A 23,318-nucleotide genomic window follows, 5' to 3' on the forward strand; every position below is an offset into this window, starting at 1 on the left:
TTATTCATGGATTAATTTTTAGATGTTGTGGAAGTTAGAACTAGATGAAGAATATTTTCGCATATATGATTCAAAAAAAATGATTGCAGGATATTTTGATCCTGATTATGGTGATGTCTATCCTAAAGAAAATTCTGAACAAATAATTTCTTCTATGCTAAAAAATCATGATAAGATTTTTGGGGGACTGATGATGGTTCCTTTAGTAAAATTTGCATTATTTGATAGGGATTTAGATACTAGTATTTCAGATGTTCATCAAAATGTTGCTAGAGTAAATACACACTTGGAAAAATGGAATATTGTTTTATCTGAAATAAATTCAAAATTTCATTCAGTACGAATATCTCATACTGACCAAGATATGTTGACAATAACTTTTCCTATTTTATTTTCACAACCAACTCCTTTAAAAAAAGAAGAATTGATCAAAGAACTTTTTCCTACTTTAGATTTGTTGCAGAAAAAAGATTTGTTATAATTCTTCCAGAATATCGTGTAATTCCAATATATGCTGATAATGTAAGTATGAGTAAGATAACTGTGCCTACTGGAAATTCCGGTACTGCTGCATATTCTTCAGATTCTGCAATCAATGTGTATTCTTCAATTTCCTCAGTTTGAATTTTGTCTGGAACTGATAGTAAAAAGAATGCACTGCCTTCTGCTCTTAGATAATCTGGTTCGGGATTAACTTGTGATACTGCTGCAACATTTCCTTGTTTGTCATAAAGTGTGGCAATAACTGATATTGTATTTGCTGTTATCTCTCCATTATTTACTATCGTACCTGTAATCATCAAATTATTGTGATTATCTCTTGAAAGTGATGATTCTGTAATGTCTATAACTTGCATTTTTGGAGGACTAACTTGATAGTTTAATGCCATTGAATATGATTCTGTATTTTTTGCTTCATTGTTTGTTAAAATAAGATTAAATGGTCCTTTCATTCCTGGCATTATGGTATTTACCATGGAGTCTGTTTCTTTTGTCTGAATCAATTGTTGATTTCCATCAAACAAATTAATTTGCACATGAATTTGATTTAGAGGCATGTCTAGACTGTTTACAATCTCACCTACAATGTGAACTGAACCATCATCTCCAATGTATTGTTGATCATTTTGGATATAGACATCTGCAAATACCAGCGGTGTCATACTTGCAAAAATAATTCCAATAATGAAAATTTTCTCCACAATTATTCTTTGACTAGTTCTTTAAAGTAGTTTTTGTGGGTTTGATTATTTTTTATGGGAGATGTTCTATTTTCCATTTTTTAGCCTCATTTATACAGTTAAACCACTTGACTTCCGTCTCATCCGAATTAAATTCTCCCCAGTCATTTTTGAATTCTTCATCACATTTGCTTGCCATGTTTTCTGCAACTTGAATTACTTTTTGTGTCAATCCTGTTTGTGGGGCTTCAAACTTTGCATCTTCATCATAGTTTTTGATACCTGTTTTTGCTGAATAAAATTCGACCAATCCCTGTAACTCATATTCTACTGACTCTTGGAATTGTGTGTCTGATCTTATTTTAGCTGATTCGTCTCCAGTTTCAATCCATTTGATATATTCTGAATCACTTGATAGTTGTGTCTCTGATGAAATCTTTAACAATTCTACAGAACTCTCAAATAATTCTGGAGCATCAAGATTGTCGTATTTAGAAATTATTTCATTAAATTCATTTAGATGTTCATTGTAAAACTCTAACAATTCTTCTTTTGTTATGTCTCCTTCTTCCCACTTTGTTTTCTCTGAGTAAAATTTAACTTGTAAATCTTTTACTTCTTGTTGAATCTGTTCTAATTCTATTCCAAATTGTAATCCTTTTTGTTTAGTCTGATCTACTGAATAATTATATGCTACAATTGCACCAATAATACTAATTGCAATTATTCCAATTATGATATTTTGAATCTTCTTTTTCTTCAAAGATAATCTATGTAATTTCCATTTTCGTCTAATTTTAATTCAATCTTAAATTCTGTACCGCTAATAAAAGAATCATTTCTTGTTGATCTTACTCTGCCTATTACAAGCTCATAAGGCCAAATTTCAACTACAATTGCGCCTATTTTTGCAATTGGAGTCTCGGTAATCTCCATATCTTCACGTTTTACACCGTATCTTTCTAACATGTGTATGGCGTGATCCAAAAGTGGTTTGGGGTTATTGTAATTTAATACCCATACTGGTGCTTCATACTCAATTTTTTGCAATTTGATTCAGGTCTAAATTTTCTCATATAACAATTATTCGGGACGAATAACATTTAGTGTCATTGTGCTGACTACTCTGGATAATTTTCTAATCACGGCAATTGCTTTTTCAAACCCTTCTTGATTTTCTGTCTCTATTTCTGCAATGACATCATATGCTCCAAAAGTTAGATATGCATTTTTTACATCTTGCATCTGATTTAATTCATCTACAATGTATTCTTCAGCTCCAAGATCACAGTTTAATAAAATGAATCCTTTGTGCATTACTTTACCTTGAATCAATTACGTGGTTCGAGTCTTTAAGTTTTACAGTTACCATCTACTACGGCCACCGTAACTATTTCGGTTGCCTCCTTTGTCATTGTATCTTCTTCTACCTCCTCTATCATCTCTAGAGTCGCGTCCTCCGCCTCCTCGACTATATCCTCCGGAGCGACCTCCTCTGGAATAATTTGATCTTGATTGACCACCATATCTTCTTGATGGCATTTGTCTTTTTAGAGGATCTGGAATTGAAATCTCTATTCCCATTTCTTCATTCAAATCTTTAAGTGGAACTTTAATTTGACGTTTGATAAGATTCCAATCTCCAACTGATGAATATGAAACAAATGTAACTGCTTTACCTTTTGCACCTGCTCTTGCAGTTCTTCCAATTCTGTGAAAGTATGCCATTTCTTGATTTGGAACATCATAATTAATCACTAATTCTACTCTTGGAACATCAATACCTCTTGATGCTACATCTGTTGCTACAAGAATGTCTGCTTTACCACTACGGAATTTGCCCATTGATTGTTCTCTTCTATGTTGTGACATGTCACCTTCAATTGCAACTGCATCAAATTTCTCTTGGTGTAGGAATTTTGCGACATCTCTTGTTCTATATTTTGTAGAGCAAAATACGATAGATTGACCTTTTACTGGTTTGATAAAATCAATTAGATACTTGAATTTGTCTCTGTCTTTGATGACTAGATATGATTGATCAATTCCTTCTCCACTAAGATCATCTGCATCAAGCAAAAATTGTTTTGGATTATTCAAATATTCTTCTGAAAGTCTGAGAATCTCTGTTGGCATTGTTGCTGAAAACAATGACATGACTCTGTCTTCTGGTGCTAAATCTAAAATAAATGAAATATCGTCAACAAATCCCATATCTAACATTGTATCTGCCTCATCAAGAACAATATGGGTAACATCTCTAAGTTCTATTGAACCTCTTTTGAGATGATCAATTAATCTACCTGGTGTGGCTACAACTATCTCTACACCTCTTTCTAGAGCATCTAACTGGAGCCCCATTCCTTGTCCGCCGTAAACGGTCGCTACTCTAATTCCAGTATATTTTCCAAATTTCTTTATTTCATCTGTAATTTGCATTGCAAGCTCTCTTGTTGGTGCCATGATCAAACCTTGAATGCCATTTTTTGGTTGAATCTCTTGTAGCATTGATAATGCAAATGCTGCAGTCTTACCAGAACCTGTATGTGCTTGTCCTACAACATCTCTTCCTGTAAGTAATACTGGAATCACTGCTTCTTGAATTGGAAATGCTTCCTCAAATCCAAGGTCTTTTATTCCTTTTAGTATGTCTTCTTTTAATCCTAATTCTTGAAATTTTGTCATTTTGTTTTCTTCTCTTTAGCAATGACGAAAAGCTCACTGCTAACCGTCATTATTCCGATGCGTAAGGTTTCAGATTAGGTCTAATAAACGCTTGTTATTTTTTATGCCTCTAACTGTGCATCAATAACTTTTTTAAAACTTTCAAATGGCTGTGCACCTTTTAGTTCTACGTAACCTATTTCATCATTTCCTATAAAAAATCCTGGAGTTCCTGTTACGTCATAACTTCTACCATCATCAAGATCGTTTCTTATCTCCTCAATGTATTTTCCACTAGTAAGACACGCATCAAATGTTTCTTGATCTAGTTGTATTTGAGTTGCATATTGACTAAACATAGATAATGCATCAACTGTTTCTTGATTACTCCATTGATTTTGATTGTCAAACAACATGTCATGCATTGCTTTGAATTGTCCTTGCTCATTTGCACATTCTGCTGCTACTGATGCAGGAAGTGCATTTGGATGAATGCTTTGTATTGGAAAGTCTCTAAAGACTAATTTCACTTTGCCTTGCTCAATGTATTCTTCTAAAAGTAATGGAAGTGTCTGAACATGGAATCTTGCACAGAATGGACATTGAAAATCAGAAAATTCTATTATTGTGATTGGTGCATCTGGGTTTCCAATTATTGGGTCATTGTCTGCTGAAATTTTTACTGGCGGTGAGTGTTGATTTGTAGGCAATCTATTTTGTAACATTTTAAGTTCAATTTTTGCAATTGCGTCATCTAGATCTTCTTGTGAAATCTGATTTGAATTCATGTTTGAAAAATACATTCCTGCAAAAAATGCTGCAACTCCTACTGCAACAATTAAACCAATTATTAGTCCTGTTGGCCTTGCAATATCTTGAGAAAAATCATTTTGTTTAGTTTCATTCTCTTCAAAACTCATGTAAGATTGTTCCAAAATTCAACATACTTAATCGTATTGCCAAATATTTTATAGAATTTTAAAGCCAATGATGGGATCTGAACCCATGACCTTTCGCTTACAAGGCGAATGCTCTAGCCAGGCTGAGCTACATTGGCACGAAGTAAAATGAAATTTTTGAAGGTTTAAAGTGTTACCTGTGTTCTTTTTACAGGATTTTTCTAGAAATTATTCCAACCGTCAGTTTATAATAATCCAATTTTTTGATACCTGTTATGAGGTACATTGAACCAACTAGAGTCAAAGTTCTGATGATGATGTTCTTTGCAACTGGTATTTTGGGTATCATAATCGGTTTGTCTCCTATTGCTGGAAAAGAACAAACTATGTTCATCACATTCATGGGAGTGGTCAATGTTGGATTGGGTGCATTTTTCACATTCATCCTTCTAACACAAGAAGCAAAAGCTCCTGATAAAAGAAAAAAGAAAAAGAAACGAGATTAGTTTTCCAAAAAAACTCGTAACATGATTATCATTTAAAATGGAATTCGGTCTTTGATTAAAGTTAAATAATAACTCTTTTTCTAAAATTTCAGAAATGCTGGATTTGGTAGCCAAGAAATTATTTCTAACAAGAGGAAAAGGTGTTCACGAGGATAGATTAACTAGCTTTGAATATGCTTTAAGAGATGCAGGTATTGCTGGAACAAATCTTGTTTTGATTTCTAGTATTTTTCCACCACAGGCAAAATTAATTTCAAGAAAAGAGGGACTACAACAAATCAAACCTGGGCAGATTCTATTTACGATTTATTCAAAAAATCAAACAAATGAGCCTCATAGAATGTGTTCTGCATCTGTAGGGATTGCACAACCAAAGGATAAAACAAGATATGGTTATTTGTCTGAATACGAATCTTTTGGACAAACTGAGACTCAGGCAGGTGATTATGCTGAAGATATTGCAGCACAAATGTTGGCTTCCTCATTGGGAATTTCATTTGATGTTGATAAGAACTGGGATGAAAAAAGACAACAATGGCAAATTTCTGGAGAAATTTACAAAACTCAAAATATTACTCAACAAACACGTGGTGACAAAGATGGAAAATGGACTACTGTTTTTGCTGCAGCGGTACTTTTACTGTAATTATTTTCTATATCCTTTAAGATAGAATAATGCAGCTGCAATTGCAACTATTGAAATTATTATTATTGCTACCAGTGATTCATCTGATGATTCTGGCTGTGTGAGTGGAACATCTCCTAATGAAAACTTTAACTTGTCTTTGTTAATTGAAGTTTCTTCTCCAAAAATATACTTACCTTGAATTCTTTGTCCTTCTTGAGGATCAAAAATCCATCCTTGTTTTGATATGTCTGTTGGAATTTTTTCATTATCTACTATTTGTGTTGGAACAATGTCTCCTTTAATGTTAGAAATAGTTTCATCATCAGGTGATAATATCACTACTTGGATGATTGAATTAAGTGGATAGAATCCTGAAGAAAAATAATCTGATCTGTTAATTGTATCCACTTTTAACAAATCTAGTGGACTAACTTCAGAAATTGTAGATGCCTCATTAGGGTAATCTACTGATAATTTCAACTGTAACAAAGATTTTGAATCTAAGGGTATTATTGAAAATGTCATTTTTGCATTCTCTTCAAATGAAAGATTTTTTGCAATTTCATAAAATCCTCCACCATCTCTAATTATTTTTGGAATTAAAATTGCTGAGATTTTTTCATACATTGTATTGGTGTCTTCTGGTGACATTGTGTATACTACTGAAATCATACCTCTACCTGAAATGACTCCTGATGTCTCAAGTGCTTCATTGGATGAATCATCACTATGTAAAAAAACTGAATGAAGTTCTGCATCTGTATCAAAGACTTGGTTTATCTCATCAATGTATGGCATTGCAGCTTCCTTGGCTGTATCTTGAATTGCTATGATTCCTTTTACTGTTGGATCTCTTACCACATTGATCATGATACATGATTCATCAACTACGCCCAATACACATTGTGCTTGATTTGTAACAATCACTGCTTTAATCATTTCATCTTCTCTGAGCTTTTGTTCTAATTCTGCTGGAATTCTGATCTCTTGAATGCTTGTACTTTGTAGAGTTATTGAGGCAGTTACATTTTGAGATATGCTTCTATCTACTATTATTTGAGCAGTTTCTTGAAATGTTGCTAAACCCATTTCTTGTGAATATGCAAAATTTATTGAAATCCCGATAATTGTAATTGATAATAAAATCCAAAGTATCTTTTGCATTGGTTGTCTCTCTAGTCATGAAATTATTAACTTTACTCTATTTGATTTATTTTTTAAATCTGTTTTTGATGAATTTTTTTTATTTTTTTTACGAAAATTAGTCATCTTCTAACTAATATTCTGTATTTTTGAAATTATAACTAATATTGGCCTTAATTCCCTTTCTTGTTGATATCTTTCAAGACCCAATTTTTTCTATTATTGCAGTAATTGGTGCATTTGGAGTTGGATTATTTCAAGGAATCATTTTAGGACGTGCAATTCTTGTCCGATTTCCACGATTGCAAAATCATCTAAAGACTGTATCTATTACCTTATTTGTTTTATTTTTGGCAAATGCAATTCTTAGTGTACCTAGATTCGCATCTCCTGAAAAAATTGAACTATCTAATATTTCTACTGGTGGTCCTGCAGAACTTGCATCTGTATTGTTTCTAATTTTTGGAATGAATACTGGATTCCTAACCGTATTGGCAATTTCTGTAACTGTAATGACTTTTGTTATTTTGAAATTTACAGATCTTCATGGAATTGTAAAATTATTTGTATTCTTCTTTAGCTCTTTATTGTTGATATTAACTGGAATCAGTAGATTTACAGATCTTACTCCTAGCACATTTGAGGTTTTATTGTATTTTCTATACCAATTAGGAATCACAATTGGAATATTGGGTGGGACAATACGAAAAATCAAACCTAAAAAATTAGACTTGGAATAATTTCAAACGTTTAAATCAGATAATCTGTGATGTGGTTTTGACATCGAATTCAAACCGTTCGGGGAACAAGCTGGCAGTCCTTGCGTTGGACTGTCAGCCCCATTTATTAAAAATCTAATTTAGTGATGAGAGTGCTTTTACTTGCCCATTAACATAATCAAAACCCTCTTGCCAAAACTTGGTAGATCTTATATCTAATCCATGTTCTTGAAGGAGTCTTTCAGGTTTTTTTGAACCTCCTGCTGCAAGAATGTCTATGTATGCTGGAACAAAATCTTGACCTTCTTTTTTGTATCTTTGGAACAATGATAATGCAAGCAAATTTCCAAATGAATATGCATAGCAGTAAAATGGTGTGTGGTAAAAGTGTGGAATGCAACTCCATTCTATTGCAAAGTCATCTGTAACATCAACTGATTTTCCAAATTGTTGTTTTAAATTTTGTAGATATGTTTTTGAAATTTCATCTATGGTTGTTCCATCTCCAATTTGCTTGTGGGCATCAATTTCAAAAATTGTGAAAAATGATTGCCTTAGAATTGTTGCATACAAGTCGTCAATTTTTTCAGATAACATTATTTTCTTTTCATCATCTGAAATTTTATCTGAAATATTGTCATAAAGCAACAATTCTGAAAATGTGGATGCTGTTTCAGCTAACGGTAATGGTGCATCTTGGACTAGAATTGATCTATTTTGTGCTGCTTGACTGTGAACCGCATGACCTAGTTCGTGCGCTAATGTGAACACATCTCTTGATTTTCCTGTAAAATTGACTAAAACATATGGCGTGATTTTGGGCGTTAATGTACTGCAAAATGCTCCATCTCTTTTACCTTGTCTTACTGATGAATCAATATGGTTTTCATCGAATACTTTTCTTGCAAAATCTTCTAAAGTGCTGCTAAATCTACCCAGTGACTCAAAAACTAGTTTTACTGATTTGTTGTATGAATAATTTTTCTCTTTGATGTTTGCAGCAGCTGGCGCATAGATATCATATCTTCTAAGTTTTTTCATTTTGAGCATCTTTGCTTTTTGCACAAAGAATTTCTGAAATACTGGAGCGTTTTTTTTACAAACTAAAAGCAATGATTCTATAGTTTTATCATCTACATCATTTCCAATATTTCTCATTGAAATTGGTGTCTTATAGCCTCGAATGTCAATTCCTTCATCTTTCCAATTAAGTGCAATATTTTGATAAATTTCTCCAACCACTCCTTTGTTTTCATTATATTTTCCAAGAATTGTTTTGTAAGCTGTTTCGCGAATTTTTGGATTTGTATCTCTTACATAATTTGTCAATTCTTCTCTTGTCATCTTTTTTGTTTTATTTCCAATTTTCATTTGATACTCAAATGCATTGGTTATCTTGTCATACAATTTTACAAGTGCAGAAATTCCTGTAACATCTAATGTGTTGATAATTCGCTCTTCAGGTTCACTAAGTGAATATTTTGCAATTAATCTTTTATGAGCTAAGTATTCTGAAAGCTCTCCTGCATCTTTGATCAATCTTTTTGCATTTTTTTCATCAACTTGAGTTTTCCACCATAAATCAAAAAATAAGATCTTGTTTGAAATATCTGAACCCAATTTTGACATTCTAGTCATTAATGATGTTGCTTCATCTGATTGAGTATCTGAAGAATATGAAAGAGATGCGTATCCTCCAATCTTGCTCATCTTTTCAGAAATCTCTTCTACTTGTGCTAATATCTCCATGAATTTCTTTGATGACATTTTTGGGTCTAGTTTTGATTTAATTTTCTCAAATTTCTTAGCTAGATTTTCTAATTCTTGAATTTGTTTTTGAAATGCTGAACTTTTTGGATTTTTTGCCAATTCTGAAAGATCCCACATTCCTAATTGATATTGAGACATCTACTAATCGTAATTTTCTAACTATTAAAAAATGAATACACTACGGTTTATTTTATTTAGATTTTAGAATTTTTCTAATTGTAGAATATATGATCAACACTATTCCAAAAATTATCCAGCCATAACTATACGTTTTAGTCTCTTCAATGTAACTTGGTGGACCTTCTCCTGCAAGCAAAATTCCCCAACTAATTCCCCCTGCTATAAGAAACCCTATACCTGCCCAAAAAGTCCAGTGAAGTTTTTCTTTATTCAATTATCTGTAATTTTCTAACATCTTGAAAATTAATAGTATTCTTTATGGTGATAACACCACTTCCAAATATCTCCTGGAATTGCTTTCATGACTGGATGACCTGTTTCTTCAAAATGTTTTGTTGCATGTTTTCCAATGGATGAATCACAGCATCCCACATGTCCACATGTTAGACACATTCGTATTGCAACAACTGGAAGATGTTCTTTTTCGCATTCTTCACAGCTTTTTGTATTTGGTGTTATTCCTTCTTTCTCTTCTAAAAAATGACTACACTCTTTTGACATCTTAAAATTTCTTCAAAGTATTCTTGTATCTTTTAATTGATTCAACAATTATTCCCTTTGCTTCTTTTGCTGACTGCCATCCTAGTATCTCTACTTTTTTGCCTTCCAAGTCTTTGTACACTTGGAAAAAGTGAGCAATTTCAGAACGATAGTGATCTTCAATATCTGAAATGTCTGTGGTATGTAAATATCTAGGATCATTTGTTGACACACAAATAATTTTGTCATCTAAATCTCCTGCATCTTTCATTTGAAGTAATCCTATTGGTCTTGCTTCAATTAAAATTCCTGGGTATGTCGGATTTGTAACTAGTACTAGTGCATCTAATGGATCCCCATCTTCCGAAAGTGTTTGAGGAACTAGACCATAATCTCCTGGATAGTGAAATGGTGAAAATAAAACTCTGTCAAGTTTTATCATGTTGTGTTTTTTATCATATTCATATTTGTTCATAGAACCTTTAGGAATCTCTACTACTACGTTAATAATTTCAGGAATGTCTGCTCCTGATTCTATGTCGTGCCAAAAATTTTTACTCATTTTCTAGCTAGCATTTTCTTGAATAGTATATGAATTCTGTGAAAAATAAAGAATGTTTAGACTAGTTGATTTGAGTTAGGAATGACTCTGTATATCATTACAGTATATTCGCCTTCAAAGGCTTTTTCCATATTTCCATTCGCATCAATACTAGTTACTCTAAACTTGTATTCGTAAGAACCATCTCCTTTGACATCTACTTGGGCAACATGCACCAAATCATCTGCCTCGTCAAAGAATTGAATGATTACTGGATGTCTTTCAACATATTCTGAAGGACTACCTGTAACAAAACCCCATGGTAATGTGTTGTCTTCTGGAACAATCATTGTTGTGATTGTTTTTTGTAGACTGATCTTTTCATTGATTGGAGTGATTGTTGTAGTTTCAGATGTCTCTGCAATTATCTCTGATGGAAACATCAGAACTGCAAATGATGCAATAATTGCTAGAAAAATACTTGATTTTGTTCTCATTTGGATGTATTTTTTTTAAGTTACTTAAAAAATTTGTTACAAATTTATTCTATGGTAATTCATCCTCTAAATCAGAACATGCTGCATGAACCCATTGTTCTTTAGAGTTTTTTAGAATTTCTTTTCCTGCTTTGATTGCCTCTCCACACTCTACACATTTTCCTGGGAATCTGGCCTTCATAATTTTTTTGAAATGTTGTCTAATTTTAAGTAGGTGGACCGGATGGGATTTGAACCCACGACCTTTGCGGAGAATAATCTCTTACGCAGTGTGAGTGCGTCATCCAAACCAAACTAGACGACCGGTCCAACAAAATTACGTAACTACAAGCTTTTTTGTCTTTAGATTTTGGATATTTCGTAATTACCAACGCCTTTAGTACTAATTTTAGAAAATCTTAACATGTCTTTACAGGAATTTGATGCGTTAATTGACCGGATGAAATTGGCATTTGAATATGCTGAAAATCTTGGACAATATACTGATGCAGCAAAGATTCTTTTTCAGATGAATGAGCAATTACCTGATGATCTACAGATTCCTCTAGAAGAATTGGAAAACCCTGATTTGGCAAAATCTTTTGTAATGAGATACCACTCTGATATTAAATTCGCAATTGTTGATTATAGGCAAAGATTGATGAATTTCTAATTCTATTTCTTTACGCCGAGATTTCTGTTCTTTAATCTCAAATATGGGTTTCTGCATTTTCTGCATCTAGTAGCGCCAATGTCATTTCTACATCCACAATTAAAACAAATTCTCATGACAAGTCTGGCTTGTTGTGCAATTCGTTTCTTTTCTGGGTCTGTGATTGGCATTTGATTTTCTCCTAAATTCCTCTCTTTTAATCTAATCGGATTTTTCCATCTTTCCTGCTAATAAAACAGGTACTTCTGCAGGTCTTTTTGCTACTGGGATGTTTGCTTTGTTAAACATTGAAACTTTGGATTCTGCTGAACCATATGTTCCCATTACAATTGCCCCTGCATGACCCATTCTCTTTTCTTTAGGTGCTGCCCTTCCTGCAATATATGCAACAGTTGGTTTGTTAAATCCTGAATCAATAATTTTTTGAGCTAACATCTCTTCAGAATCTCCTCCAATTTCTCCTACTACTACCATTCCTTCCAAATCAGGAATGTCTTTTACCATGTCAAATGCATCAATAAGTCTTGTTCCATTTACTGGATCTCCTCCAATACCAATTGTTATTGATTGACCAAATCCTGCATTAGTCAAAGCATCTGAAATTTCATATAGTAATGTTCCACTCTTTGATAACACTGCAATTTTTCCTGCTTTGAAAGGCATTGGTGGCATGATTCCAATTTTGATTAATTCTGGAATCATTATTCCTGGTGTATTTGGTCCAATGATTACTGCTCCTTTTTGTTTTGCAAGCTCTAGTGCTTCCATTGTATCTCTAATTGGAACATGTTCTGGAATTGCAACCAACAGTTTGATTCCTGCCTCTAATGCGTCTTTTGCAGCATTAAGAAAGAATTTTGCTGGAACAAAAACTATTGAAATTTTTGCTCCTGTTGCATCAACTGCTTCTTTCATGGTGTTGTAAATTGGTACACTTTCATTCCATGTTTGGCCACCTTTACCTGGTGTGACTCCTGCTGCAATGTTAGTTCCATACTCTAGCATTTTTCCTGCATGCAATGAACCGTATGATCCTGTAATTCCTTGAACAATTACTCCTTTATTTTCATAATCTTCTTCTCCTGGTTTTCCTTTGAGTAGTGCAAAAATATCTGTCAATTTTTTACTCCCATCACTGCTGCGTTAATTGCCTCTTCTACTGTGCCAAAAATTTTGGTTCTAGAACCTTGTAGCATTTCTGTTGCTTTTTCTGATTCAGTTCCCTTTAGTCTAGAAAATACTGGTAAGTCAATTATGTTATCCTCGTATGCTTTTAGAAATGCTTCAGCTACTACCGTAGTTTTTACAATTCCTCCATAGAGGTTTACTAGAATTCCTTTTACTCTGTCTAACTTACTGATCAAAGTCAATGCTTCATAAACTGATTCAGTTGTTGCCCCGCCACCTACATCTAAGAAGCATGCTGGCTTTCCTCCGTTATCAGATAACATATCTAATGTAGACATTACTAACCCTGCACCGTTTCCAACAACTGCAATATCTCCATCTAATTCTACTAATGAAAATCCACTCTTCTCAGCTTGTTCTTCAATAGCTGTTTTTTCTTGATATTTTTCTAATTCTGGATGTCTAAAGTTACTGTTATCATCTGTAACAAATTTTCCATCTAGTGCCATTATTGAATCATCTTGCATAATTGCAAGTGGATTAATTTCTACAAGTTCTGCTTCTTTTTCAATTGTAAGTTTTGATAATTTTTTCAAAGTGTCCACAACACCTTCTGCAGGTTTTCCTTCTAGTCCCATTTCTTTTGCAACTTCTTGTGCAAGTTCATCTGAAACTTCGCCTAACCCAATTTCCTTGATAATCTGATTTTTTACTGATTCAATTTCAACGCCACCTTCAGCTGATGCGATAATTGTGTAGCATCTTTTTGAACGATTCAAAAATATTGAAAGATACAATTCCTTTTTGATATCTGCCATCTTTTCAAGAAGAATTGCCCTTGCTTTTTCTCCCTTTATTGTCAAGTCCATAACTTGGGGATATTTTATCTCAAATTCATCATCATTTTGGCATTTTTGGATTCCCCCTGCCTTACCTCTCCCTCCTACTGGAACCTGAATTTTAATTACAAATGGATATCCTAACTCTTTTGCATGCTTTCTACCTTCTTCAATATTTGTAGATGATATGCTGTCAAGTAAATTGATGCCATATTCTCGAAATAGCTCTTTTGCTTGAAATTCTAATAATTGCATGCAAAAATCTTGAATTTTACGGTCTTTATTAATTATGGCGTTATCTTAATTGCTCATCAAGAAAATCAATCATTTCTAAAAAGCGATCCTTACTTTTTCTCAATAATTCCTGAGGATACTCTTCAATGGTGAATACAAATTGTTGGTGAAAACTTGGAACTAAGATTCCCCCTGATGTCACCATTTGCTCAATTACGTATCCTTTGGTAAGTGTACACACAATCTCTTCATAGGATTCTTCCTCTTCTTCTAGAGTCTGCCTGTAAAGAACAATTGGTCGATTAGTCTTTTCAACAATTTTTGAGCCTTTTTCAAGTAGGTCTGCTAAATGTTGAATTTGCCATGCATCAAGACTAATTTGCTTTACCATATTATCAATACGTGATTTTTCTATTTAACCGTGATAAAACAATGTATTTTCACTATTTGTCGCCATTAAAATCAATTTTTAATGAATAAAGAAAGAAAGTGATTTGGCGTTTATGCCATATCTAATGCTCTAGAGTGTTTTCTAGTATGTGGTCTTTCACCTGCATACTTTCTTCTCATGTGCCCTGATGGTCTTCCATAGATTAACTCTAAGAACCAAGACTCATGTTCAATCTCTTCAGCTAGAATGTCTTTTGCAATATCATATGTTGCAGGATCTTTGCCTAATGTCATTTTGCAAATTTTATCCCAGTTGACAATTGCTCCTTGTTCTGCTTTGAGACATTTCTCTAGAATTGCTTTGTGGTCTGTTGGATTTGCTGGAAGTTGTAAAAACTCACAACCTGAAATTTTGATAAATTCAGTTGCGTCATTTGGAAGTGAGCCTCCTAATTGGTAAATTCTCTCAATGCATGCCTCAAAATGACTTAGGTCTTCTAACCTTGCATCTTCAATAATTCCTTTTAGTCCTTCTCCTTCCATGCCTGTACAATGTGCTCTGAGATTGGTAAAATAGTAATATGCTGTAAATTCTACTGCTGCATTTTTTATCAACTCTTTTACCAATTCATCAACATCAAGACCGTTTTGTTTTAGAACGTTTATTCCAACAACATTTGGTGCCTTTGATTCGGACATTCCTCTTTATCCAAAACAATTGTAATAAAAATATTACATATCTTCTAAAAATTAATTCTCAGAATAGATAGGAGAAAATACTAGTTGGGGACCTAACGACCAATCATATTCCAGAAAAAATCGGTTTTTCATTTTTTATTCATAAACAGTCTGTACTGCAACTTATTTTCCTAGAGTTTACTCTACTGAAATTCTGATTTTTTGTCCATCAATATCGTCATCTTTGTATTCTTTACATGATTCTGTAAAGTTTACTTGTTTTACTCTTACTAGGAAAGCCAAATCATCTGATTTTTCTTTAATCATTTCAAGTGACTCTTCATCTAAATCAAGAATTGATGCTATTCCTAAAACATCTGTTGGATTGTATCCTCTTTCTTTTCTTAAAGTTTGCAACCTTCTTGCAACATCTTTGATCAATCCTTTTGCCATCATCTCTTTGTTTCGTGATGTTGAGATAAACACTACATAGTCGTCTCTTTTTGATACTGCAAAATTTTCATCTGCATCAAAATCTACAACAAAGTCTTCATTATCTAATGAAATAATTTCCTCATCAATATCAAAATCAAATTTTGAATCTTTTTGTAATGATGAAATTATTTCCTCAGGATTTGTTTCAGAAAATTTTGCTACTAGTTTTCCCATGTGTTGTTTTGCTTTTGGCCCTGTTCTTTTTCTCTCTAATTCAATAATTGGTTTTGCAGGTAATCCTAATTGTTTTAATTCTAAAATTTGTTCTAACCCTGATTCTTTTTCTGTTTCAATCACACTGAATTTCTCTACGTTTAGTTGAGATTGGAGTAATTCTGATAATGATTCTAACTTTGCTTTCAGTCCTTTCTTAACGCAAATTTTTGCTTCATTTAATGGCCATCTTCTTTTTAGTTTACCTTTCATTCTTGCAGCTGATGAAATAGATACCACATCTTTCATTATGTCAAATGATTCTTCAATCTCTTCATTGACTAGTGATTCTTGTGATTTTGGCCATTTGTCAAGTAATATGCTTTGTTTTCCATCAAAAACTGTTTGATACAGATGCTCACTAGTAAATGGACAAAATGGATGAATCAAAATATCTAGTGTTTTGAGAACTTCTGCTAATACTGCATAAATTGCAAGTCGTCTTTCTTTTTTCTCCTCGTCTTCATCCCATAACTCTCCTCGTGTAATTGGGATGTAAATCTGACTTAGATTGTTAATGATAAAGTCGTCAATTGCTTTTGCACCTTCATGAAATTTGCATGAATCATTACGATCTGTTATTTTTAGAATTAATTTTTGAAGTTTTGATAAAAGCCAAATGTCTGGTGATGTTAACAAATTCTTTTGTTTTGCCCATTCTACTGTGTTTGATTTTTCAAAATTATCATACTGACTATTTTGTTTAAAGTACAAATGCAAATTGAATAGTGTGTTGATTACTTGATATGGTCTTGACATTAACTCTTCAGTACTGAAACTTAGTGGCTCAATTGGACTTGCTTTCCACATAAAGTAAAATCTAATCAAATCTGCAGGATATTTTTCTAGTAATTCTATTCCTTCCAAAACATTCCCTTTACTCTTACTCATCTTGCCTCCTTTTTCATCAAGCACATGTCCTTGGAACAAAAATGACTTGTATGGTGGAATTGGTCCGTTGTTTAAAATTACATTTTCAATGAGTAATGTATATGCCCATCCTCTAGTCTGATCAATTCCTTCAGTAAAGAATGGTGCTGGAATTTCATTTGAATATTCTTCATCAGTTAATGATGAATATGGTGCAGAACCACTGTTGTGCCAAGTATCTAAGACGTATTCTTCTCTCTTTGTTTTTGTACTTCCACACTTTTTGCACTTTATTGTAATGTTATCAATCCATGGTCTGTGTAGTTCAAAGTCTGGCCCATCCGGAAGACTATCTGCTGATTCAACAATTTCTTTTCTTGTAAAAAACCAGTTTCTTTCATTACATTCTTCACAAGTCCATACAGGTAATGGACATCCCCAAATTCTCTCCCTTGAAATACACCAAGGATGTCTTTCTTTGATAATTCCTAAGAATCTATTTTTTGGTTGTTCAAAATAATATTCTACACTTTCAGCTGCATCAATTGCCTTATTATCTAGTCTATCTAATTTGTAAAACCATCCTTTTCTTGCAAGCCACACAATTGGGTGGTGTGATCTCCAACAAAGAGGATACTTGTGTTTGATTTTTCCAATTTTTACTAGAGCATTGCATTCTTTTAGATCTTCTACAATTGGCCTGTCTGCATCTCTTACAAACATTCCTTGATATTTTCCTGCCTGTGAGGTGAATTTTACCTCATCATCTATGGGGCTGAAAACCTTAACCTTTCTCTTATTTGCAATTTTGATATCTTCCTCACCATTTGCAGGAGATAGGTGTACTAGGCCACTACCAGTACTTGCATCTACAAATGATTCTGATACTGCAACATGAAAATTATCTGCTTTAGAGCATTCATTTAACTCTGGAATTAAATCCAATAATGGATGGACATATTTTTTTCCTTCAAATTCTGAACCTTTGACTGTTTTTTCAATTTTATAATCTTCAATTTTTACTTCTGTCATGAAATCTTCTAGTCTTGTTTTTCCAACGACCCAAGTTTCATTTTCTACTTTGACATAAACATAATCTTCTTCTGGTTGTAATCCTACCATTGCATCAGTTACTAGTGTAAATGGCATTGTAGTCCATACAATCAAAAATGCATCTTCATCTACTAGTTTGACTTTATAGTATAATGATGGGTCTTTTACTTCCTCATACCCTTGATTAACTTCTGCATGACTAAGTGATGTTTGGCAACTAGGACAATATGCGATAACTGTAAAGTCTTCTTCTAAAATCCCATTCTCATGTGCTTTTTTTAGTACCTGCCATTCTCTTTCAATAAACTCATCTCGAAAAGTCCAATATGCTTTTTCATGGTTAAATGACATTCCAAGTAATTCATCTACTTTGATCCATGTCTTGTTGTATTTCTCAACAACTTTTTTACATTCAGATACAATTCGCTCAACACCAAATTGCTTGATGGCCTCTGTCTTTCCACCTGTTACCCCTAGTTCTTTTTCTACCTGTAATTCTACGGGAAGGCCTTGAGTGTCCCATCCCCCATTAAATTCAATTTTTTTCCCTTGAAGTGTGTTGTATCTGTACCACAAATCTTTGATGACTCTTCCTCTAAGGTGGCCTGCATGAGGAATACCATTCATTGTTGGTGGGCCCTCAATGAATCTAATTTTTTCAGGTTTGTCTGATGCAAAAATCTGTTTTTCTAAATCAAGTGATTTTACATATTCTTTAATTTCTGATTCTATTGCTTTTGCATCAAATTTTGTGGAGAGTTCCATCTGGCTTTTGGTAGATCTGTGACATTATAAAGCTAAATTGGTTTTATGAGACTTGGATTATATAATTGAGTAAAAAAATAATTTGTGTTGGTAAATGTACTAGTAATTGGTTCTGGAGGACGAGAACATGCTTTGTCATGGAAATTATCTCAAAGCTCCAAAGTTGATACTGTGTTTACTGCCCCTGGAAATGGAGGGACAAAAAACAATGTTTCAATTGATATTGATGATTTAGAAGGTCTTGCTAATTTTGCTGAAAAAAATAATTGTTTTACTGTGGTTGGACCTGAAGCTCCTTTAGCTGCAGGAATTGTAGATAAATTTAATCAAAAAAACCTTAAAATTTTTGGTCCTGCAAAAGATGCAGCACAACTAGAATCAAGCAAAATTTGGGCAAAAAACTTTATGAAAAGAAATGACATCCCTACTGCTAGATTTGAAATATTTGATGATGCAGAAAAAGCTCAAGATTATGTAAAGTCTCTTGACTATAACGTTGTAGTCAAAGCAGACGGGTTGGCTGCTGGAAAGGGCGTAATTGTTTGTAATAGTACTGATGAAGCAATTTTTGCAATCCAAACAATTTTGATAAAAAAAACATTTGGTGATGCTGGAAATCGAATCATCATTGAGGAGAGAATTGACGGTATAGAGGCTTCGTACATTGCCCTTTCTGATGGTAATGTTGCTATACCTATGGCTTCTAGTCAGGATCATAAACGAATTTTTGATGATGATAAAGGACCCAATACTGGTGGTATGGGTGCTTATTCTCCTACCCCCATAATCGATGAACCTCTTGCAAAAAAAATCCAAGAAAAAATCATTGATAAAACAATCCAATCTATGAAAAATGAAGGAATTACATTCAAAGGATTTCTCTATGCTGGAATAATGCTAAAAGATAACGAACCCTATGTCTTAGAATATAATGTTCGAATGGGTGATCCTGAATGTCAGCCAATTACAATGAGAATGGATTTTGATTTGTATGATTATTTTGTTGCAAGTGCAAATGGTGAATTATCTTCCATGCCACGAATCTCTTGGAAGAATCAATACTCTGTATGTGTTGTTTTAGCTTCAGAAGGGTACCCTGAATCTTATCCAAGAAATGAAGAAATTGTTGGTTTTGATTCTATTCCAGATAATGCATATGTTTTTCATGCTGGAACAAAACAAACTGATGGAAAAATTCTCTCAAATGGAGGACGTGTTTTGGGGGTTACTGCATTAGGTGATACTTTGGAATCTGCAATTTCAAATGCATATGCTGCATCTGAAAAGATTTCTTGGCCCCACAAGTTTTTCAGAAAAGATATTGGCAAAAAAGGCCTGGCTTATCTCTGAGTTTCTATAATTCTGTCTTCAGTAACAATCCAATCAATCAGTATGTCATGATCAGACTTTGGAATACTCTTTACAACTTGTTTTTCTAATGTTAGAGAAATTGTCGCTATTTTATGATTTGCCAAAAATTTGTCATAGAATCCATGACCATATCCTAATCTGACTCCTTTTGGAGTAATGCCTACAGTTGGCACCAAAACCACATCTAAGTTATTTTCAGTCTTATATTCTATTTTTGGCTCCATGATATCAAAACTGCCCTTTTCTAGACTTGAAAAATCACTTATTTTCTTAAAATCCATCTGTTCTCCTGACACTCTTGGCAAGAACACCTCTTTTCCATTACTTAGTAATTCTTGAATGATATCTTGGGTAAGGATTTCACTTCCAATTGGATAATAAGCCCCAATTTTTTGAGCATCTCTGAATACTTTAATTTTTTTTAATTTTTTACTAATTTTTTCACTAGCAATTTTCATCAAATCAAATGATGTTCCATCTCTCTTTTCTAAAAGAAGATTTCTCAGTGATTTTTTTTCAGAATTATCTTCCAATTTGACTACTCAGTGATGCTGCAGTTATTGTGTTTTTTAAAAGCATTGCAACTGTCATTGGACCAACTCCTCCTGGAACTGGTGTTGCAAAAAATGCTTTTTGAATAATGTCCTCAAAATCTGCATCTCCAACTAATTTATCTTGGAATCTTGATATTGCAACATCAATTACTATTGCACCTTCCTGAATCATATCTGAAGTTAATATGAATTTGTTTCTGTCTCCTACTGCTGTAATAACAATGTCTGCTGATTTACATAACTCTGTTAGATTTTTAGTTCTAGAATGGCATGTGATGACTGTTGCATTTTTGTCTAATAACAAATGATAAAGTGGTTTTCCAACAAGATTGCTTCTATTAATTAATACCACATTTTTACCTTCTAATTCTATTCCATGATAATCAAATATCTCCATTACTCCTGATGGTGTACATGCAACAAGGGCTGCTTTTTTCATTGCCAATAATCCTGCGTTGTGAGGTGTTAATCCATCCACATCTTTTAGCGGTGAAATTCTTGATGTTGTGATAAATTCATCCAATTGTTCTGGAAGTGGTAATTGTACAAGTATGCCATGAACTGAATTATCATTATTCAAATTTCCAATAATTTCGTTGAGTTGGACCTGAGTTGTATTTGCATCAAGTTTGTGATCTTTTGTAGTAATTCCTACCTCTTCACATGCTTTGTGCTTGTTTCTAACATATGTGGCAGATGCTGGATTATCTCCTACAAGTACTGTTGCTAGGCACGGATTGATTCCTTGACTCTTTAACTCTTCTACGGCTTTTTTTACTCTGTCTTTAACTGATTGTGCAATTACCTTGCCGTCAATCTTGGTTCCAGTCATGATATGTTTTTGATTTGTAGATATTTAATTCTTGGAATTCTCTCCTTGAAATCTTAGAAAAGAAATTTAATGTCATTTTTTCTAGTCAGTTCATGTTTGTAATGATAGCAGACGTTCAACTCAAAGATGGTGCTGAGGATGACTTCAAAAGTTGGTTTATCGAATCAAACAAAGTTCTATCAAAATTTTCTGGATTCAAATCTAGAAAATTTCTGAAATCCGCTGATGGTAGTTGTAGAATTGTTGTAGAACATGAAAGTAAGGAGACTTTTATCAAAATGCATAACAGTCCTGAACATGAAAAACTACATCCGCAAGGGCATTCTTACATGAGTGAACCTCCTCAAAGAAAAACATACACAGTAGCTGCTGAGTAAATTGAAACTAGAATTTGATTTAAACCAATATCTGGAAAAAATCAAAAATGGCAGTAATTATTTTCATACTTTTATTAATCGTGATAGTTTAGCTGCAGGAGTTTTAGTTTTACAACCTGGAGAAGAAGATACTCAAACTCCTCATGATGGTGATGAAGTTTATTATGTAATCTCTGGTGATGGATTTCTAAGAATTAGAGATAATGATTACAAAGTTTCAAAAGACAAACTGTTTTTTGTTGCAAAAGATGTTGAACATTATTTTCATGGAAATACAAAGGAGCTAAAAGTTTTGTATTTTTTTGGTGGTCCTGATTCTTAACTAATTATTGTTCTGCGACCTGATACCTTGATCTTTTTTCTTGCAAACAGATTAACTGCTTCAGGATAAATTCTGTGTTCTTCTTTTAGAATTCGTTTTGATAATAATTTTTCAGTATCATTTTCTTTTACTTTGACTACTGATTGTATTATTACTGCACCTGTATCCATTCCTGCATCCACAAAATGTACTGTGCAGCCTGAGAATTTTACTCCGTATTCTAATGCCTGTTTTTGTGCGTCAAGGCCTGGAAATGAAGGCAATAATGCTGGATGAATATTGATGATTCTGTTTTTATATTTTTTTACAAATTCTGGACTGATTATTCTCATAAATCCTGCTAGGCATACCAGACCATTTCTTGGTGTGACTCCATATTTTGTAAGAACAGTTATGATTTTTTTATCATACTCTGCCCTACTTCCGTTAAATCCTTTACTTTCCACAACCTCTACATTAACTCCAAGTTTTTGTGCAATTTTCAGACCCTTTGCATCTGGTTTGTTTGAAATAACTATTGCAGGATTGATTGGTATCTTTTTTTTCTTAATTGACTTTAGGATGGATTCCATGTTGCTCCCGCGACCTGAGATTAAAATTCCAAGATTTAACACATATGTGGTTAATACACTCCAAATTTAATCTCTACAGCACACATATCATTGTAAATATGACTAAATCTTAAGATTTATTTATAATACATATTTAATACATTACTTTTTTAAAATATATCGTGTATCGGAAAGAGGGGCTACTGTTAAGTTTACTCATATTATCTGGTTTTTGGGCTATTAATTATGATGTTAATTCTGCAGGTATTTCTTACATTGATTTTAATGGCATTGTCCACCACGTAATTTCTCCTACTATTGCTCAAGAACAAATAGTTTTTGATGATCTATCTAAAATATTATTTCTAAAATATCTAGATCCTTGGATCGGAACCTCTTTGTTTTTTCTGATTGGAACTATTATGTTTTCCATCATCTCACTACCGCAATTGTACTTGCCATATAAAATTAGAATCTTATATAAATTTACAAATTTTGTTACTCCTTCTATGTTCAACCTTAATGACATTTCATTTCAAAAAAAATTCAGTTCCACATTGTTTCAAAAAAAACATATTTTAAAATTTAATTTCATATCAAAATCATTTTCAATTCTAACCCTTTCAATTCTTTTTTCTTTTTTATCTTTTAACTCCATTATGGTTTCACAAGATGCATTTGCAGCTACATTAACAGGATGTCCTACTACTGGTGGGAGTGGGGACAATGAAACCTGTCAAATTGATGAAGATACCACATCTGTAACTGAATTGTTTGATTTATCTG

30 protein-coding genes and 2 tRNA genes are annotated in these 23,318 nt (G+C 33.2%); 8 read left to right on the plus strand and 24 right to left on the minus strand.

Going from position 1 to position 23,318, the window contains the following annotated elements; translation table 11 throughout:
- The first annotated feature begins 22 nt into the window (after window positions 1-22).
- Entirely contained in the window at window positions 23-481 is a 459-nt protein-coding gene (locus ACX12B_RS06695; RefSeq protein WP_459353260.1) for a hypothetical protein, read from the plus strand.
- Here the strand turns inward: ACX12B_RS06695 and ACX12B_RS06700 are convergent.
- The 7 genes from ACX12B_RS06700 to ACX12B_RS06730 all read right to left on the minus strand — a co-directional run bounded on the left by ACX12B_RS06700 (window position 444) and on the right by ACX12B_RS06730 (window position 4,902).
- Complete coding sequence (locus ACX12B_RS06700) at window positions 444-1,202, minus strand: DUF3426 domain-containing protein (protein ID WP_459353261.1); 759 nt, start codon at window positions 1,200-1,202, stop codon at window positions 444-446. The two genes, ACX12B_RS06695 and ACX12B_RS06700, sit on opposite strands and share 38 nt — an antisense overlap.
- Before the next feature lie 52 nt (window positions 1,203-1,254).
- The gene (locus ACX12B_RS06705; RefSeq protein ID WP_459353262.1) at window positions 1,255-1,944 is read right to left on the minus strand and encodes a hypothetical protein; all 690 of its coding nucleotides are present in this window, start codon (window positions 1,942-1,944) and stop codon (window positions 1,255-1,257) included.
- The gene (locus tag ACX12B_RS06710) at window positions 1,941-2,231 is read right to left on the minus strand and encodes a hypothetical protein (protein ID WP_459353263.1); all 291 of its coding nucleotides are present in this window, start codon (window positions 2,229-2,231) and stop codon (window positions 1,941-1,943) included. The genes ACX12B_RS06705 and ACX12B_RS06710 overlap by 4 nt, the downstream gene beginning before the upstream one ends.
- Window positions 2,232-2,264: 33 nt before the next feature.
- Window positions 2,265-2,498, minus strand: coding sequence for an Lrp/AsnC ligand binding domain-containing protein (locus ACX12B_RS06715; protein ID WP_048070591.1), 234 nt, complete (start codon window positions 2,496-2,498; stop codon window positions 2,265-2,267).
- 48 nt (window positions 2,499-2,546) lie between these two features.
- Window positions 2,547-3,866, minus strand: a complete 1,320-nt coding sequence (locus ACX12B_RS06720; protein ID WP_459353264.1) for a DEAD/DEAH box helicase — start codon at window positions 3,864-3,866, stop codon at window positions 2,547-2,549.
- Between the two features lie 101 nt (window positions 3,867-3,967).
- Window positions 3,968-4,765 carry a DsbA family protein gene (locus ACX12B_RS06725; protein ID WP_459353265.1) on the minus strand — a complete coding sequence of 266 codons (798 nt, stop codon included), beginning with the start codon at window positions 4,763-4,765 and terminating at the stop codon, window positions 3,968-3,970.
- A gap of 62 nt (window positions 4,766-4,827) precedes the next feature.
- Window positions 4,828-4,902: transfer RNA gene (locus ACX12B_RS06730), tRNA-Thr, on the minus strand.
- A 117-nt stretch (window positions 4,903-5,019) separates the two neighbouring features.
- On the opposite strand from ACX12B_RS06730, the gene ACX12B_RS06735 reads away from it, so the two are divergent.
- Window positions 5,020-5,250: a hypothetical protein gene (locus ACX12B_RS06735; protein ID WP_459353266.1), complete on the plus strand. Its 231-nt coding sequence runs from the start codon at window positions 5,020-5,022 to the stop codon at window positions 5,248-5,250.
- A gap of 94 nt (window positions 5,251-5,344) precedes the next feature.
- Window positions 5,345-5,896: a pyruvoyl-dependent arginine decarboxylase gene (locus ACX12B_RS06740; RefSeq protein WP_459353267.1), complete on the plus strand. Its 552-nt coding sequence runs from the start codon at window positions 5,345-5,347 to the stop codon at window positions 5,894-5,896.
- Here the strand turns inward: ACX12B_RS06740 and ACX12B_RS06745 are convergent, their stop codons facing one another.
- On the minus strand, window positions 5,897-7,042 hold the full coding sequence (locus ACX12B_RS06745; RefSeq protein WP_459353268.1) for a hypothetical protein: 1,146 nt from the start codon (window positions 7,040-7,042) through the stop codon (window positions 5,897-5,899).
- A 146-nt stretch (window positions 7,043-7,188) separates the two neighbouring features.
- Between ACX12B_RS06745 and ACX12B_RS06750 the strand changes: the two genes are divergently transcribed.
- Window positions 7,189-7,761 (plus strand): hypothetical protein, encoded by a 573-nt coding sequence (locus ACX12B_RS06750; RefSeq protein ID WP_459353269.1) that lies wholly within the window; start codon window positions 7,189-7,191, stop codon window positions 7,759-7,761.
- A 114-nt stretch (window positions 7,762-7,875) separates the two neighbouring features.
- On the opposite strand, the gene ACX12B_RS06755 is transcribed toward ACX12B_RS06750, so the two are convergent.
- From ACX12B_RS06755 to ACX12B_RS06785, 7 genes are all read right to left on the minus strand, one after another.
- Window positions 7,876-9,648: a M3 family oligoendopeptidase gene (locus tag ACX12B_RS06755; RefSeq protein ID WP_459353270.1), complete on the minus strand. Its 1,773-nt coding sequence runs from the start codon at window positions 9,646-9,648 to the stop codon at window positions 7,876-7,878.
- 52 nt (window positions 9,649-9,700) lie between these two features.
- The gene (locus ACX12B_RS06760; RefSeq protein WP_459353271.1) at window positions 9,701-9,904 is read right to left on the minus strand and encodes a hypothetical protein; all 204 of its coding nucleotides are present in this window, start codon (window positions 9,902-9,904) and stop codon (window positions 9,701-9,703) included.
- Between the two features lie 29 nt (window positions 9,905-9,933).
- On the minus strand, window positions 9,934-10,191 hold the full coding sequence (locus ACX12B_RS06765; protein WP_459353272.1) for a UBP-type zinc finger domain-containing protein: 258 nt from the start codon (window positions 10,189-10,191) through the stop codon (window positions 9,934-9,936).
- A gap of 1 nt (window position 10,192) precedes the next feature.
- Window positions 10,193-10,732 carry an inorganic diphosphatase gene (locus ACX12B_RS06770; protein ID WP_459353273.1) on the minus strand — a complete coding sequence of 180 codons (540 nt, stop codon included), beginning with the start codon at window positions 10,730-10,732 and terminating at the stop codon, window positions 10,193-10,195.
- Between the two features lie 56 nt (window positions 10,733-10,788).
- Complete coding sequence (locus ACX12B_RS06775) at window positions 10,789-11,208, minus strand: hypothetical protein (protein WP_459353274.1); 420 nt, start codon at window positions 11,206-11,208, stop codon at window positions 10,789-10,791.
- 49 nt (window positions 11,209-11,257) lie between these two features.
- The gene (locus ACX12B_RS06780; RefSeq protein ID WP_428327187.1) at window positions 11,258-11,389 is read right to left on the minus strand and encodes a hypothetical protein; all 132 of its coding nucleotides are present in this window, start codon (window positions 11,387-11,389) and stop codon (window positions 11,258-11,260) included.
- 34 nt (window positions 11,390-11,423) lie between these two features.
- Window positions 11,424-11,517, minus strand: a tRNA-Val gene (locus tag ACX12B_RS06785).
- Between the two features lie 94 nt (window positions 11,518-11,611).
- On the opposite strand from ACX12B_RS06785, the gene ACX12B_RS06790 reads away from it, so the two are divergent.
- Complete coding sequence (locus ACX12B_RS06790; protein ID WP_459353275.1) at window positions 11,612-11,860, plus strand: hypothetical protein; 249 nt, start codon at window positions 11,612-11,614, stop codon at window positions 11,858-11,860.
- 2 nt (window positions 11,861-11,862) lie between these two features.
- Here ACX12B_RS06790 and ACX12B_RS06795 read toward each other — a convergent pair whose 3' ends face one another.
- The 6 genes from ACX12B_RS06795 to ileS form a co-directional block, all read right to left on the minus strand.
- Window positions 11,863-12,030 carry a 50S ribosomal protein L40e gene (locus ACX12B_RS06795; protein WP_428327183.1) on the minus strand — a complete coding sequence of 56 codons (168 nt, stop codon included), beginning with the start codon at window positions 12,028-12,030 and terminating at the stop codon, window positions 11,863-11,865.
- A gap of 31 nt (window positions 12,031-12,061) precedes the next feature.
- Window positions 12,062-12,979 carry a succinate--CoA ligase subunit alpha gene (locus ACX12B_RS06800; protein WP_459353276.1) on the minus strand — a complete coding sequence of 306 codons (918 nt, stop codon included), beginning with the start codon at window positions 12,977-12,979 and terminating at the stop codon, window positions 12,062-12,064.
- Window positions 12,976-14,082, minus strand: coding sequence for a succinate--CoA ligase subunit beta (locus tag ACX12B_RS06805; protein WP_459353277.1), 1,107 nt, complete (start codon window positions 14,080-14,082; stop codon window positions 12,976-12,978). Before ACX12B_RS06805 ends, ACX12B_RS06800 begins: the two co-directional genes overlap by 4 nt.
- Before the next feature lie 40 nt (window positions 14,083-14,122).
- Window positions 14,123-14,452 carry a hypothetical protein gene (locus ACX12B_RS06810; RefSeq protein ID WP_141978020.1) on the minus strand — a complete coding sequence of 110 codons (330 nt, stop codon included), beginning with the start codon at window positions 14,450-14,452 and terminating at the stop codon, window positions 14,123-14,125.
- A gap of 110 nt (window positions 14,453-14,562) precedes the next feature.
- Window positions 14,563-15,150 carry a DNA protection during starvation protein gene (gene dps / locus ACX12B_RS06815; protein WP_459353278.1) on the minus strand — a complete coding sequence of 196 codons (588 nt, stop codon included), beginning with the start codon at window positions 15,148-15,150 and terminating at the stop codon, window positions 14,563-14,565.
- 177 nt (window positions 15,151-15,327) lie between these two features.
- The gene (gene ileS, locus ACX12B_RS06820; protein ID WP_459353279.1) at window positions 15,328-18,525 is read right to left on the minus strand and encodes an isoleucine--tRNA ligase; all 3,198 of its coding nucleotides are present in this window, start codon (window positions 18,523-18,525) and stop codon (window positions 15,328-15,330) included.
- A gap of 87 nt (window positions 18,526-18,612) precedes the next feature.
- Here ileS and purD point away from each other — a divergent pair, with 87 nt between their 5' ends.
- Complete coding sequence (gene purD / locus ACX12B_RS06825) at window positions 18,613-19,875, plus strand: phosphoribosylamine--glycine ligase (protein ID WP_459353280.1); 1,263 nt, start codon at window positions 18,613-18,615, stop codon at window positions 19,873-19,875.
- On the opposite strand, the gene ACX12B_RS06830 is transcribed toward purD, so the two are convergent.
- Window positions 19,866-20,429 carry a 5-formyltetrahydrofolate cyclo-ligase gene (locus ACX12B_RS06830; RefSeq protein WP_459353281.1) on the minus strand — a complete coding sequence of 188 codons (564 nt, stop codon included), beginning with the start codon at window positions 20,427-20,429 and terminating at the stop codon, window positions 19,866-19,868. The two genes, purD and ACX12B_RS06830, sit on opposite strands and share 10 nt — an antisense overlap.
- A complete protein-coding gene (locus ACX12B_RS06835; RefSeq protein ID WP_459353282.1) occupies window positions 20,419-21,282 on the minus strand; it encodes a bifunctional 5,10-methylenetetrahydrofolate dehydrogenase/5,10-methenyltetrahydrofolate cyclohydrolase in 864 nt (287 codons plus the stop codon). The genes ACX12B_RS06830 and ACX12B_RS06835 overlap by 11 nt, the downstream gene beginning before the upstream one ends.
- A gap of 92 nt (window positions 21,283-21,374) precedes the next feature.
- Between ACX12B_RS06835 and ACX12B_RS06840 the strand changes: the two genes are divergently transcribed.
- A complete protein-coding gene (locus ACX12B_RS06840) occupies window positions 21,375-21,659 on the plus strand; it encodes an antibiotic biosynthesis monooxygenase family protein (protein ID WP_459353283.1) in 285 nt (94 codons plus the stop codon).
- Window position 21,660: 1 nt separating this feature from the next.
- The gene (locus ACX12B_RS06845) at window positions 21,661-21,981 is read left to right on the plus strand and encodes a cupin domain-containing protein (protein WP_459353284.1); all 321 of its coding nucleotides are present in this window, start codon (window positions 21,661-21,663) and stop codon (window positions 21,979-21,981) included.
- Here the strand turns inward: ACX12B_RS06845 and purN are convergent.
- Window positions 21,978-22,595 carry a phosphoribosylglycinamide formyltransferase gene (gene purN, locus ACX12B_RS06850; RefSeq protein WP_459353285.1) on the minus strand — a complete coding sequence of 206 codons (618 nt, stop codon included), beginning with the start codon at window positions 22,593-22,595 and terminating at the stop codon, window positions 21,978-21,980. The genes ACX12B_RS06845 and purN overlap by 4 nt on opposite strands.
- Window positions 22,596-23,318: the final 723 nt, after the last annotated feature.

It is taken from the genome of Nitrosopumilus sp. S6, from assembly GCF_054515815.1.